The sequence below is a fragment of the Oxobacter pfennigii genome (assembly GCF_001317355.1).
Taxonomy (GTDB): domain Bacteria; phylum Bacillota; class Clostridia; order Clostridiales; family Oxobacteraceae; genus Oxobacter; species Oxobacter pfennigii.
Window position 1 is genome coordinate 126,413 of the sequence record NZ_LKET01000014.1, and the last position, 13,115, is coordinate 139,527.

Here is a 13,115-nt window from a genome sequence, read left to right on the forward strand (position 1 = left end):
TATTTTTTATATGTTTTCAATTTTGAAAAAATTATAACGAAACGCAAAAAATCCTCTTGCCATTTTAAAGAGGATTTTTACGTTTTTTAAAAATATAACCCTATATAATTATTTATGAGAAATAAAATTGTCAAAACTGCAAAATATGTGGTATTTGAAAGCTTTAAAGAAAAGATATAGCTTATGTCCTCCATAGCCTTTCTATTTTTTTCATAGCCTCATCCCGTAGTTTGGTATGAACATTGCTAATCCTGATGCCATCAATCAATCCTTGGCGGTATAATATTTTTTCTGCTATTAAATCCCGCTCACCCCTGGTATCTTCCAGTTCTTCTAATATTTCATGATATTCAACAGGTAATTCTTTATAAATCTCTTTAAGCATTTTTAAGATCGATACAGTAAATTCTTTATATCTTCTGTTGTTTTTTGCAGTATCATTTTGAATGTCATGTACTCTATTATCTGTCGTTTCAATTAAGAACCTGTAAAAATTCCTTACCATAACACTAACCTCCTTTTTATAGCATCAACTTGTGTTTATATAAGTACGGCAGATGCATTTGTTTAAAGCTATTTCATGCAATTAAATCCATATTTCATTTAACAATAGATTTGATTTTTACACTAAAATTCAGGAGAAAATATGTTATACGAACCGTTTATGTATACTTCCAATACATACAAATTATTTATTCATCGGCTTTAAAGTAATATATTAATGGTTTCAAATTAATTATAAGTTTGCTATGCAAACATGTCAATAAAAATATTTGCAAATTTTTAAATTTAGGTTTACAATGTAAACAGAGGTGATGTATATGAGCACCATTGGAGAAAGAGTTAAAGAAATAAGGACTGATTACAATTTGACTTTAGACAAGTTCGGTAAGGAAACTGGTTTAAAAAAATCAGGCCTTTCACTTGTTGAAAAAAATGAAAGGTCATTAACGGAGCCTGTACTAAAAAATATAGTAGAAAGGTTCTGCGTTAATGAACAATGGCTTAAAGACGGTATTGGTGAGAAATATAGCATTGAAAAGAAAAATAAAAAAAATATTTTGCAAAATGAGCTAATTATGTCAACATTTCAATTGAAAAAAGACATTACAGAGCTTTTTAACAAAATGAAGGGGTTTGACGACGATGAAGTTCAAAGAATCCAGGATTCCCTGGAAATGCTCGCCCGGATATTCAGCTGCCCTGTAGATAAAAATTTACGTTCGGGTTTTTTAACCTGCATGTTTGATTTGCTACTTAATCTTAAACAGTTTGTGGATTTGCTGTTATCCTATGGCATAGATACCGGCACTTTTCAGGAAGCAATTACAAAATATATCAATGCTTTTAATAATTCATTAGTTAAATTTGCTGAATTATTTATACATGATTTTCAATCATATGATTTTAAGACACCACTAACATATAGTGACATGCATAACAATAAGAGAATAGTTGAAGGAGATGAACTGGAATTTTTAACGTTATATAATTCAATGCCTGAAGCTGAAAAAGACAATCTAAGAGCCTATTTAAGGATACGCGATGATATAAATTCAATTGCTTTCGAAAGACAATCAGACCCTTTAGAAACTGTTACGGCTCCAGAACACTACGAAACAGAACCAGAATAAAATGGCTATTTAAAGATAGTGGTTGCTTTCAAGTCAGTACAGGGAATCAAATTTTAAGATTAACTTATACATTTGAAAATCCTATTCCTTAAGCCTTAAAAATAACACAAGCCTTTTGGTTGTCACCATCAGGCTTGATCTTTTTTGCATTTCCAATCGTATAAGGTTTCTGCAAAGCTAATAAATTCCTTTAAACTCTCTGCACTTAAACAGTTCATCTTATTCATTAAAACAGACAACTTACTGTCAGTTGAAGGCCGCAAGTCTCTGAATAAATCTTCCAATGTAATTTCAAGTGCAATTGTGACTTTTTCCAAGCTTTCAATTGTTGCACTTGCTTGACCACGTTCAATTTCCCCCATAAAAGATCGGCTCACTGTAGCCCTATCGGCTAATTCTTCCTGGCTCCAGCCGCGTCCATTCCGTAAATCTCTAATCCTGTTGCCAACAATTTTCTTAATGTCTCCCATCATTTCACCCCGCTTATACACAAAATACATTGTATAACATAATGTTTCAACCCTGTATAGAGGTTTATAAATGAGATATTTACATTCTATAGCTGTTGACACTATTAAATATTTTCCTTATACTTGTATTAAAGTGTCTGTATTTTTCTAAAGATAAATGGAAGGAATCGTAAATATGATTACTATTACCGAGAAAGCAGATACACTAAAGCGTCAATTAAATTCTCTCATAAACGACAAAAATTTAACTAATCCCTTGATACTAGAAATAAGCCGGGAATTAGACAAAATTATAGTAGAGATTTACAATTCCAATAATCAGGAAGGTGAAATTCTTCGACGTGACTAACATACAATTCATAGGGATTTATAAAGATATAAGCAAAGAGTCTTTTGTATTAGCATTATCATGGATTATAACTTCAGGACTTCTATTATTCTTTGTTTCTAAAACCAAAATCCGGCATGCCTGGTTAATTTTTTTATTTAAACAATTTATAACATGGATATTTGGATTACTGGTTGTAGAATTTGGTTTGATAGAATATCCTGTCCGGATTTTCGAACACGCAAGCAAAACAAGTTTTTCGTTCGAATACTTCGTATATCCTGCAATCTGCGTTATATTCAATCTTCATTATCCTGAAAAGAAGAATTGGCGGAGACAATTAATGCATTATTCCTATTATTGTACGGCAATAACAGTAATTGAGGTGCTTATTGAAAAAAATACAGACCTTATTGCCTATATACATTGGTCGTGGTCTTTAACATGGATAACCCTATTCATAACATTTTTTGCCTCGCAAGAATTTTATATTTGGTTTTTTAAACCTAAAAATTAAAAAAGCCCCACATTGGGCGGCTGGACTTCTCTCTGGGCTTATCATCTTGTACCCGGATGTTTTTTATAAACAATACATGTTGTGGTAGTATCAATAATGCAGCCATTCTTTCATATAAGTTCCTAGGTTTATTAATATGCCTGTAAACAATAAATCAGTGAGAATCTAAACATAAAGAGTTAGATTCTCACTGATTTATCTATTTGATCTTAGTAAGACTATCTGCCATTCCTGTAAATACCTTTTCGGGAGTAATGGGAAGGCTTCTTATATTAACGCCCACAGCATTATAAACTGCCGCTGCTATGGCAGGCGGCGGTGTATTAATTACAACTTCACCTATGGATTTAGCGCCAAAGGGCCCGGTGGGCTCATAGCTTTCCTCAAAAGCCACCCTAACACTGTTTATATCCTTCCTGTTAGGAATTTTATACTGCATGAAGGAATCCGTGTCCATTTTGCCTTTGAAATTATATTTGACATCTTCGTACATGGCCATGCCTATTCCCTGAACCAGGCCTCCTTCAGCCTGTATTCTTGCAAGCTTTGGATTAATTACCGTTCCGCAGTCAATTACTGCCGCATAATCAATCAAATCCACTTTGCCCGTTTCCTTGTCCACTTCAACTTCGGCAAAGCCTGCAACAAATGGGGGAGGAGAAATGGGACTGCCGTAAGTGCCGCTGCCCATTAACTGCTTTGAATCCGGTCCGACTATGACTCTTTCTGCAATGCTTTTAATAGTTATAAATTCTTCCTTACCAATTACCCTTACAGCATCATTCTCAAAATCCACCTCGCCAACAGTCACACCTAACAATTTTGCCCCGGCTTCCTTTATCTTTGAAACAAGATCTTCTGAGGCTCTTACAGCAGCCATTCCTGTAACATAAGTTGTGCTGGATGCGTAGGATCCCGGATCAAAAGGAGATATGTCGGTATCGGCAGAATGTACTGTTATATTTTCCATTGAGGTATCCAATATTTCCGCTGCCATCTGTGAAAGGATGGTGTCACTGCCCGTACCCATATCTGTTGCCCCTGTAAAAAGGGTATAATTCCCGTCATCGTTAAGTCTTATTTCAACGGTTGCCGTATCCACATTGGCTATACCCGAGCCCTGCATGGTGACAGCCATGCCAACTGCCCGCACAACGTTTGGTGATACTTCCCGGGATGGAAATTTCTCATTCCAGCCTATCATTTTCTTACCTTCCTCAATGCATTTATCCAGTGAGGAGCTTAATAAGATTTCATCGTAGGCTATATTTTTTTCTCCCGCCTTCATAATATTCTTAAGCCTTATTTCAGTTGGGTCCATATTAAGCTTTGCTGAGAGCTCGTTTATAGCGCTCTCCAATGCAAAAGCTCCCTGGGTTGCGCCATATCCCCTTAATGCTCCTGCCGGCATTTTATTGGTATAAACCACATAACCTGAAAATCTTGCGGCAGCGGTTTTATTATATAAAGGAAGAGTCTTTTCTCCCGAAACAGAAAAAGTGGTGGGAGCATGCTCTCCGTAAGCACCCTGGTCTGACAATCCTTCAATATCTATTACCTTTATGGTACCGTCCTTCATGGCTCCAAGCCTGACTTTGAGCCTCATGGCATGTCTGCTGGTTGTGGCAGAAAAAGTCTCTTTTCTGTCGTATATTATAATAGCCGGCTTTCCTGTCTTCATGGTAACAAGGCTTGGAAAAATTTCAACCGAAGCCGTTTGCTTTCCTCCAAAACCTCCGCCTATCCTCGGTTTTATAACCCTTATTTTGCTGGCAGGAATACCCAAAGCTCTTGAAACATGCCTTTTTACATGGAAGGGTATTTGGGTTGATGACACTATGACCATCCTTCCTGCATAATCATAGCAGCTGTAAGCCCTGTAGGTTTCCATCATGGCGTGGGCCTGAGCTTGTGTATAATAGGTATTTTCTATTACTATATCACATTTTTTCAGTTCCTCTTCCACATTGCCAAATGTTGCATTTGTGGAACACACTATGTTCCTTTCCTTCTCCATACCGATTTCAAAATTGCAATGTACATCATCCTCGGTATGGACTATTGCCTCATTATCCATGGATTCCTCAAAGTTAAGGACGGGTTTTAACACCTCGTATTTAACCTTAATAAGCCTTAAAGCCTTTAGGGCTGTTCTCTCATCTGCGGCTGCCACAATGGCAACCTCATCCCCAACATACCTTACAACTGAATCCAGTATGAGCCTGTCATAGGGAGATAGCTCGGGATAAGTTTGTCCTGCCAGGGTAAACCTTACATTGGGCACATCTTTGTATGTCAGTATGCATTCTACACCTTCAATTGCTTCGGCGGCTTTAGTATCAATGGATATTATTTTTGCATAAGCATGGGGGCTTCTTAATATCTTTATAACCAGCGCATCCTTCGGTGCCATATCCTCAGTATATACGGGCTTTCCTGTTGCAAGGGCCATACCGTCTATTTTTGTATAGCCTTTACCTACTGCCTTCATTTTGCCCCACCTCCAGGTACTTTTTTACCGCTCTTAGCTGACCCATATATCCTGTGCATCTGCATAAGTTTCCGGATAAATAATGCTTTATCTCATCATCAGTGGGATTTTCAAGCTCCTTTTTCATAGCTATGACGGTCATGACAAAGCCGGGGCTGCAGAATCCGCACTGTTCAGCACCTTCATTGGTAAAAATTTCAGCAAACTCCGCTGCTTCCTTTTGAAGGCCCTCAATAGTCACTATATCCTTTTTATCTGCCCTGAAAGTTAACAATGAACATGACAATGCTGGCTTCCCATTTATCCACACAGTACACAATCCGCAGCAGGAAGTATTACAGCCTCTTTTAACGCTTAAGTATCCAAGCTTTCTTAATGTGTCCAATAAAAATTCGTCGGCTTTTATATCAAGGCTATGCTTTTTGCCGTTTATGTTAAGCTCTATCTGCATTGAAGTACCTCCTTAACTGTCCTTTTTACAAGCACCTTGCTTAAAGCCCTTCTGTATTCTTCAGTTGCTCTCATATTGCTTCCATATGTCAGTTCCTCCGATGCAATTCCCGCTGCTTCATCAATGAGCTTTTCATCTAATTCTTTATTTAATAAAAGAGCTGAAGCCTTATCTGCAATCTTTGCACCTTGGGGTCTGGCGCCTAATACAATTCTCCAATTGTCATCCAAGCAGGATACCGCTGCGTTTAATATAGGGTAATCGCTTGAAGAGTTTCTAAAGCTTGTATATACCGCTATTCTTCCCTTCTTTTTAATGTATATTTTAGATAGTATATCCTTCTCATAGGACTTTGAAAGAAATTCCTCAAAAAGCATCCTTCCTCCCTTATATAATTCAACTTCCGCATCCAAGGATAAAAGGGCTGTATTAAAATCCGAAAAACCGTATTTTGAAAACACTGTAGCTCCTGCAGTTGCTATATTTCTTAATTGTATTCCTATTATATTTTTTACCGACTCCCTTAAAATCCCGTTGAAATAGCTATTTAAAAGGGAGCTTGTCTCAATTTCTCTTAAGGTTGTCGATGCTCCTATCTCAATAAAGTTTTCATCTTCCTTTATATAGCTTAAATCAAGACTTGAAAGATCCACGCCCGTTTCAATTCTCTTATTACTTAATTTAAGAAATGCGCATCCGCCCAGCATTGTATTATTTTTTTTAGATACAAGTATTTCATAGGCTTCCTTAAGGGTTTCAGGCTGGACTACATTATTAATTGTAAACACTGTACGCTCCTCCTTTTGCTCACAAATAAGGATAAACAATCTGTATTTTTTCAAATCGTTTATCCTTATAATTTCCCGCTTCAATTTATCTTCATGGCTATCATATCATAATTGCATATACCTGTCGAATATTTTGTATTGTTTTATAGTGCCAATGTCCAATAAAATTCACCAGTGAAAACCTCCTAAGTATGTGTGAAAAATAACCTATTAAGAACCTGCTGGCTTATAATAGGTTATTCTAATATGTTTCATTAATCCCTGCCTAAGAAATTTTTGAATCCGCCCAGGCTACCTAATGGATTGGTATCGCTGCTACCTTTGCCGTTTTTTTTAGCTGATGCATATAAGCGATTTGCAAAACGGCTGAAGGGCAATGACTGAAGCCAAACGTGTCCGGGACCTGTCAAAGTGGCTAAGAATAATCCTTCGCCTCCGAAAATGGCGCTTTGAATATTCCCGGCAAAAGTCACATCATAATTTACACCGGCAGTCATAGCAACCAGGCACCCTGTATCCAGCTTCATGGTTTCTCCTGCCTGCAGCTCTTTTGATATGATGGTGCCTCCTGCATGAAGAAACGCCAGGCCGTCACCTACAAGACGCTGCATTATAAATCCCTCTCCGCCGAAAAAACCAGCTCCAATATTTTTCTGGAAAGCTATTTCAACGGCAATGCCTTTGGCCGCGCAAAGGAATGCATCCCTCTGGCAGATTATCTGCCCGTTATACTCGCTCAAGTCCAATGATATAATTTTCCCGGGATATGGAGCTGCAAAAGCCAAGGATTTCTTTCCGCCACTGGTATTGGTAAAGGTAGTCATAAAAAGGCTTTCACCAGCCAGCACCCTTTTTCCGGCCCCCAGCATCTTATCCATAATGCCTTTTCCCTTATCTTGATCCGATCCGTCCCCAAAAACTGTATCCATTTGTATGGTGCTGTCCATAAACATCATGGCGCCTGCTTCTGCAACTATTGTCTCACCTGCATCAAGTCCAATTTCAACAAATTGCATATCATCTCCATGTATTTGATAATCAACTTCATGAGCTTTACGCATCAACAATTACCTCCCTTATTTTGGGCATTATTAATTTTATTATATATATAATTATTGTGTACAGTATAGTTAAAATTGCTTAACAATCTGATAAAAAATTGCTTTCTTAAAATTAATATGATTTTTCCTTTAAATTTATTTGTAAATTAACTGCATAAAAATAGCCCATAAAGGGCTATTTTACCAGCTGTATTTATATGTTTTGCCGTCATAAGTTACATAGTAATTTTTATTATCGGCATCTTCGGCTCTTCCTGTGATTTTTGCATTTTCATAATCTGTATCTTCTATTTCATCTCTTATTTTATCTTCCACGGCTGCCATCAGATCTTCTATCCTTTTTTTGCTGGTATTAGTATCAAAGTCAGTTAATTTCTCAAAATCATCGGCATCATCAAAATCAAGGTATATTTTATAGCTCAGGCCGGTTTTATTACCGCTTAAAGTAATGGACACTCCTATATCATCTTTAAGGTAATTGTCCCTTCTGCTTTTAAAATAAGTGTTTAGGTAGGCCTCGACATCCGAAATTAACATATCATTTTCCATGGCAAGGAGTTTTTCTAAGACGCTATTTTTCTGATAAACAGTCAATATATTAGCCTTGACCATGGAATCCAGTATTTTTTCTATAGAAACCTTGTCTTTATCCTTTGCATTCTTACTTGCTTCCATAATAGCTTCGCATATGGCTTTTTCATGCTCAGGCGTTATCACGCCATATTTAATCAAGCTGCTGAATGGATTGAGATAATGCTTTGAATTTGTTTTTTTAGCCTGGCCATAAGGCAGATTATACTGCTGATTGTTCCAGGTACTGATTATCAGATTCTTCTGGGCAATTGTTATTACGTCATCGTCCACCAGGATCTCTAATATATCCTCTACAGAGCTTCTCTTTTCTTCTTCCAATGCTTTTTCAATTTTACTCTTTTGAGAATTTGTTAATATCCCTGAATCCACAAGTTTTTTAAGTACATCAGGCAAGGTATTCTTCTGATTATTGTATGGGTAGTAATTAAACCAGTTGAACATTCCATTCCCGTAATACCATTTGTTCCATCCGTGAAAGCCGTTCCAGTTAAACCAGAAAGCATTGCCCTTATTGTAGTTGTTAAAATGATTTATGAAGGGGCTTCCTTTGTAGGTCTGCTTAAAACCCTTCTGCTTGGCAAAAGCATTAGATGAGAATAAAAATACACATAGGGCAACAGCTGTTATAAGGGTTATCTTCCCTTTTTTCATATACATTCCACCTCCCATTAATTCTTAAATTTTATTTTTCATCTTTAGTGGATTTGTACAGCTTGTGTTTCATATATACTATACGGGTGGAACTATAAATAAAGCATGGTAGAATGTAACAAAAGTGTTACTAAAGTGTAAACCAATAATGAACTGCGGTTGGGTTTTTAAATGTACTTGTAAAAGTCACAAAAGATTAAAACTTTTATGTATAGTCGCTCTATATTTCAAACATCCTAATTTATAGAGAAGCTGTACAAAGGAGGAAAATCCTTGGATAATGTCAGTCATGATACCAAGAACATAAATCTTACATCCGTTGAAGTCGGAGCGTTATGGAATACCTACATGGTGGAATCACTGGTGCATCACACATATGCTTATTTTCTTAAGCATGTTGATGATCCTGATATTAAGAAATTTTTAAAGCATTCACATGATACTACCAGAGAGCACCTTAAACTTTTAGAAGCACTTTTCAAAGAAGAAAAGCTTCCGGTTCCCAGAGGCATTACTTCTGAGGACATCAATCCCGATGCGCCAAGATTGTTTACTGATAAATACTATATTTACTTTGAGGAGCATATGTCAAGATTTGCATTGACAAGTTACAGCCAGGCTTATGCCCAATGTTCCCGTCTTGATATAAGAGAATTATTCAAAACCCAGTTCGTTGAATTACTGATTTTAGTAAATCAGTGGGTAACTGAAGTTGCATTATCCAAGGGAGTATATATAAGGCCCCCTTATGTACCTCTGCCAAAGGAAGTTGACTTTGTAAAAAGGCAGAATTTCTTTTCGGGTTTCTTTGGTGAAAAAAGATCGTTGACTGTTCTTGAGATTACCCATCTTTTTAATAATGCAGACACAAACTCCATAGGAACTACGCAAATGACTGCATACAGCCAGGTGGCAAAATCTAAAGATATACGGGATTATTTTATAAAAGGAAGGGATTTAGCAAAAACTTTTTATAAAAACTTCGTAGATGTTCTAATCTCCGAAAATATTCCTATTCCCCCCAGCCACAACAGTGAAATAACAGACAGTATAGAATCTCCTTTTTCTGACAGGCTGATGCTGTTTCACGTTAATTTACTAAGTTCTGCCGGTTTAAGCTCCTATGGTATGGCTATTACAGGAAGTCCCAGGAACGATTTATCAGCCCTTTACGGCAAGGCTGCAATTGAATCGGCAGCCTATGCAAAGGAAGGTGCCAGCCTTATGATTGAAAAAGGCTGGATGGAACAGACGCCTACAGCCCCTGACAGGGATGAACTTGCTAAGCTTGTTAAAAGCCATTAAAAAATATATCCCCGGGTTTTTACAACCAGGGGATATATTTTTTAATAGTTAATCAAATCAGAAGATTCATATAGAATTTAAACATTTCATCATCCAGAGATTCGAAATTGGCCTTTGCAAATTCGGGAGTATACGGATATTTTTCTTTGAATTCTTCCCAATTAAAGATGTATTTTGATACAACAGGTGTGGGCTCAAATTTGAAGCCTTCACTGTTTAATGGAGTGCCGAAGCTTTCTCCTGCATTTTCGTATACCGCATAGTCCCGGATGAATTCCGAGAGGGCGATATAATTTTCCATATTGATATCGTTAAGTACAATGGCACCTTTATCAAAACCAAATAAATATCCGCCGCCCGGCATCATTATATCCAGAAGCTCTTTAGCCTTGTCAATGCACTGTTGCTTAGTTCCGCTCTTAAGAAGGTTAAGAGGATACAGGCCTCCGATTATGAATTTCTTGCCCAACTTGTCCTTAATAGTTTGGGGGTCACCGTATTCAAAACGCAGAATTGTTCCTGCCGGTAGCTCTGTTAAAATATCCAGGTACCTCATCCAATCATGCTCGCAGAAGGCGCTGACACGGGCTCCGACTGCAGCCAGCTGCTCTAACATCCTTTTATATGTCGGCAGCCATACTTCAACAAAATCCTTTTCTCTCATGTATGTGGGCATATGGAGCGGAGTGGATACGCTTCCCTGAGGAGCAGGATTTGCAGGCATTGCAAATTTAAGCATCAAGGGATACAATGCTTCGCAGGCCTCAGCAACTTTATTTCTGTTTCTTCTTATATCCTTTGATATTCCGGAGAAGCTTCTTAATTGGTCGGCTAAAAAATCATAGGGTGCTGCGCTGAAACCCCCTGAACCTCTGGGAGGACCGGGGTAATACCCTTTTTTCGCAATCAAGCCTTGAAGTGTTGCAGCTACAGCAGCACTGTCCCTCCTTAAAGAAGCTTGAGCCATTGGTATTACTCCTGCAGCCTTTGCGGTATTATCGGAATTCAACGCCTTATATTGTCTGGGAATTACCCTCTCTAAGAGGCAGGCATAAGCATCTTCTATCAGGTAATCATAATCCTCTTCCATCATACCTACAACTTCAGGATGCTGCATAAAGCCGCTTCCGCTCATTACAAAGGACTGGGATTCCAGAATGGAATAAAAAGAAGGAATTCTGCTTGCGACTGACATTCCGGGTACAGGGCACACGTCGGAATATATTTCATCGCATACTTTTTCAGATACTTCGGCTAATTGTGAGAAATCATATTGTATATCGAATATATTTAAATTACCATATTGAGCCAGCATATTGTTGGACATTCTAAAAGCGTCCACCGGCAGCCTCTTGGGGATTTTGTTATTGTAGAAATCATCATAAAGTGAAATTCTCTCCTGCTGTAATTTTTTTACTTCGCTATCCATAATCATCCTCCATTTTATAAATATTTTAAAGCACTTAACCTTATATTTATTGGCTTGCAGCTGCGTTCTTTAATTCCTCAGCAGTTTTCTTCTTGGTGACAAAAAATCCTACAAGTGAAAATGCTGTTGCAATCATACGCAATGCAACTGCTAGCACTATAGCCCAGTAATATCCGCCGGTTGCATCCTTTATAAATGCACCAAAGAAGGGTCCTAATGTAAGCCCTAAACCAACGGAAAATGAATTCAATGTGGTCATTATTTTACCTATGTTCTTTCTGCCGAAAACCCAGGGTACTGCCGCATAATGAACCGTTCCTTCACCGCCCATGGCTAAATTAAAGAGGAAGCCTGATACCACCAGATTTATTGGGCTTGTATACCCCATGAAGAATATAGCCATAAAAGCGCCTGAGGTGAAATACATCAAAGGAAGCGTTATAAAGGGGCCTCCCAATTTATCAGTAAGATAACCCCACATTAATTTACCGAAAAGGCCTGTAAAAGCCACTATAGATAAATATCTGGGAACCATTGTGGATACTATGACATCCTGGGCCATGCCGCCCTTTGTAAGGCCTTCCATTATTATCAAGGATGCGTTTGCCGTAAACAGCCTGTTTGCAAAGGCAGAGCAAATAAATCCCCCGAAAAGAATCCAGAACCTGCTGTCGCGTATGGCTTCTGTGAAGGTATACTGCTTTTGCTCAACAGCCTTTCCCGGTGTTCTCGATTTAGGCACCCATCCTGCCGGTTTCCAGTCCGGTGATGGAGTTTTCCAGAATAATACCCCTACAAACACCATCATTATAAATCCTAAAAAGCCCAATAGGAGAAAAATTGCTTTTGTGAAGCCCATGGATTTGATTAGTGATGCTGCTAATGGAGATGTAAACATAAGCCCCAGACTCATGCCCGCACTGGCAATTCCCAGTGCCGTTCCCGTTTTATCCGGGAACCACTTTGCAACGGTGCTTGTGTAAGACCCGCTGAACATACCCGAGCCAAAACCTGTTAAAAAGCTCCCTACATACCAGAAATACATGGCTGTATTCCAGGAGCTCTGAGTGAACATTCCCGTCAAAACCAAAAATCCTGACAGGGCAGTTACCGATGCTAAAGCAAAGGGAATCTTCGGGCCGTATTTGTCTAAAAAGAATCCGGCTACAGGCGGTCCCATTATCATGGAGCCAATACCTATAAAGGTTGCTGAAACTACTATACCTGCAACAGTCTCTAATTTAAAATAAGTTTGAATGTGAGGATAAAACAAAGTCCACAAGCCTGTCGTTGAGAAACATGCAGCAATTACAAAGGCTGAAATGGGATAAAACCACCTCTTGTCCTCGCCGATTCCTTTAGTTAAAAAAGACACATTTAATACCTCCCTGTAAAA

At 38.1% G+C, this 13,115-nt stretch carries 13 protein-coding genes; 4 read left to right on the plus strand and 9 right to left on the minus strand.

Translation table 11 applies throughout. The features are described 5' to 3' along the window. Positions 1–181: 181 nt before the first annotated feature. Positions 182–505: a hypothetical protein gene (locus tag OXPF_RS01490; protein ID WP_054873443.1), complete on the minus strand. Its 324-nt coding sequence runs from the start codon at positions 503–505 to the stop codon at positions 182–184. Between the two features lie 310 nt (positions 506–815). Here OXPF_RS01490 and OXPF_RS01495 point away from each other — a divergent pair, with 310 nt between their 5' ends. Then, positions 816–1,634, plus strand: a complete 819-nt coding sequence (locus OXPF_RS01495) for a helix-turn-helix domain-containing protein (protein WP_083479639.1) — start codon at positions 816–818, stop codon at positions 1,632–1,634. Positions 1,635–1,762: 128 nt separating this feature from the next. Here OXPF_RS01495 and OXPF_RS01500 read toward each other — a convergent pair whose 3' ends face one another. After that, positions 1,763–2,104, minus strand: coding sequence for a helix-turn-helix domain-containing protein (locus OXPF_RS01500; RefSeq protein WP_083479640.1), 342 nt, complete (start codon positions 2,102–2,104; stop codon positions 1,763–1,765). Positions 2,105–2,279: 175 nt separating this feature from the next. On the opposite strand from OXPF_RS01500, the gene OXPF_RS23575 reads away from it, so the two are divergent. Beyond that, entirely contained in the window at positions 2,280–2,453 is a 174-nt protein-coding gene (locus OXPF_RS23575; protein WP_423230551.1) for an aspartyl-phosphate phosphatase Spo0E family protein, read from the plus strand. Then, positions 2,446–2,949, plus strand: a complete 504-nt coding sequence (locus tag OXPF_RS22945) for a CBO0543 family protein (RefSeq protein WP_341441725.1) — start codon at positions 2,446–2,448, stop codon at positions 2,947–2,949. Before OXPF_RS23575 ends, OXPF_RS22945 begins: the two co-directional genes overlap by 8 nt. Before the next feature lie 199 nt (positions 2,950–3,148). Here the strand turns inward: OXPF_RS22945 and OXPF_RS01510 are convergent, their stop codons facing one another. From OXPF_RS01510 to OXPF_RS01530, 5 genes are all read right to left on the minus strand, one after another. Beyond that, the gene (locus OXPF_RS01510; protein WP_054873445.1) at positions 3,149–5,440 is read right to left on the minus strand and encodes a xanthine dehydrogenase family protein molybdopterin-binding subunit; all 2,292 of its coding nucleotides are present in this window, start codon (positions 5,438–5,440) and stop codon (positions 3,149–3,151) included. After that, positions 5,424–5,891 carry a (2Fe-2S)-binding protein gene (locus OXPF_RS01515; protein ID WP_054873446.1) on the minus strand — a complete coding sequence of 156 codons (468 nt, stop codon included), beginning with the start codon at positions 5,889–5,891 and terminating at the stop codon, positions 5,424–5,426. Before OXPF_RS01515 ends, OXPF_RS01510 begins: the two co-directional genes overlap by 17 nt. Beyond that, complete coding sequence (locus tag OXPF_RS01520) at positions 5,882–6,679, minus strand: FAD binding domain-containing protein (RefSeq protein WP_054873447.1); 798 nt, start codon at positions 6,677–6,679, stop codon at positions 5,882–5,884. The genes OXPF_RS01515 and OXPF_RS01520 overlap by 10 nt, the downstream gene beginning before the upstream one ends. 254 nt (positions 6,680–6,933) lie before the next feature. After that, positions 6,934–7,740: a TIGR00266 family protein gene (locus OXPF_RS01525; protein WP_054873448.1), complete on the minus strand. Its 807-nt coding sequence runs from the start codon at positions 7,738–7,740 to the stop codon at positions 6,934–6,936. Positions 7,741–7,920: 180 nt separating this feature from the next. Beyond that, positions 7,921–8,985: a hypothetical protein gene (locus OXPF_RS01530; protein WP_054873449.1), complete on the minus strand. Its 1,065-nt coding sequence runs from the start codon at positions 8,983–8,985 to the stop codon at positions 7,921–7,923. Positions 8,986–9,258: 273 nt separating this feature from the next. On the opposite strand from OXPF_RS01530, the gene OXPF_RS01535 reads away from it, so the two are divergent. After that, positions 9,259–10,290, plus strand: coding sequence for a DUF3231 family protein (locus tag OXPF_RS01535; protein WP_054873450.1), 1,032 nt, complete (start codon positions 9,259–9,261; stop codon positions 10,288–10,290). Positions 10,291–10,342: 52 nt separating this feature from the next. Here OXPF_RS01535 and OXPF_RS01540 read toward each other — a convergent pair whose 3' ends face one another. Next, entirely contained in the window at positions 10,343–11,719 is a 1,377-nt protein-coding gene (locus OXPF_RS01540) for a uroporphyrinogen decarboxylase family protein (RefSeq protein ID WP_054873451.1), read from the minus strand. Positions 11,720–11,765: 46 nt separating this feature from the next. After that, positions 11,766–13,094, minus strand: coding sequence for an MFS transporter (locus OXPF_RS01545; protein ID WP_054873452.1), 1,329 nt, complete (start codon positions 13,092–13,094; stop codon positions 11,766–11,768). Positions 13,095–13,115: the final 21 nt, after the last annotated feature.

Excerpts from the sequence above, each read along its gene's own strand:
- OXPF_RS01490 (WP_054873443.1), bottom strand. The coding sequence starts at position 505 with ATGGTAAGGAATTTTTACAGGTTCTTAATTGAAACGACAGATAATAGA.
- OXPF_RS01495 (WP_083479639.1), top strand. The coding sequence starts at position 816 with ATGTATATGAGCACCATTGGAGAAAGAGTTAAAGAAATAAGGACTGAT.
- OXPF_RS01500 (WP_083479640.1), bottom strand. The coding sequence starts at position 2,104 with ATGGGAGACATTAAGAAAATTGTTGGCAACAGGATTAGAGATTTACGG.
- OXPF_RS23575 (WP_423230551.1), top strand. The coding sequence starts at position 2,280 with ATGATTACTATTACCGAGAAAGCAGATACACTAAAGCGTCAATTAAAT.
- OXPF_RS01510 (WP_054873445.1), bottom strand. The coding sequence starts at position 5,440 with ATGAAGGCAGTAGGTAAAGGCTATACAAAAATAGACGGTATGGCCCTT.
- OXPF_RS01515 (WP_054873446.1), bottom strand. The coding sequence starts at position 5,891 with ATGCAGATAGAGCTTAACATAAACGGCAAAAAGCATAGCCTTGATATA.
- OXPF_RS01525 (WP_054873448.1), bottom strand. The coding sequence starts at position 7,740 with ATGCGTAAAGCTCATGAAGTTGATTATCAAATACATGGAGATGATATG.
- OXPF_RS01530 (WP_054873449.1), bottom strand. The coding sequence starts at position 8,985 with ATGAAAAAAGGGAAGATAACCCTTATAACAGCTGTTGCCCTATGTGTA.
- OXPF_RS01540 (WP_054873451.1), bottom strand. The coding sequence starts at position 11,719 with ATGGATAGCGAAGTAAAAAAATTACAGCAGGAGAGAATTTCACTTTAT.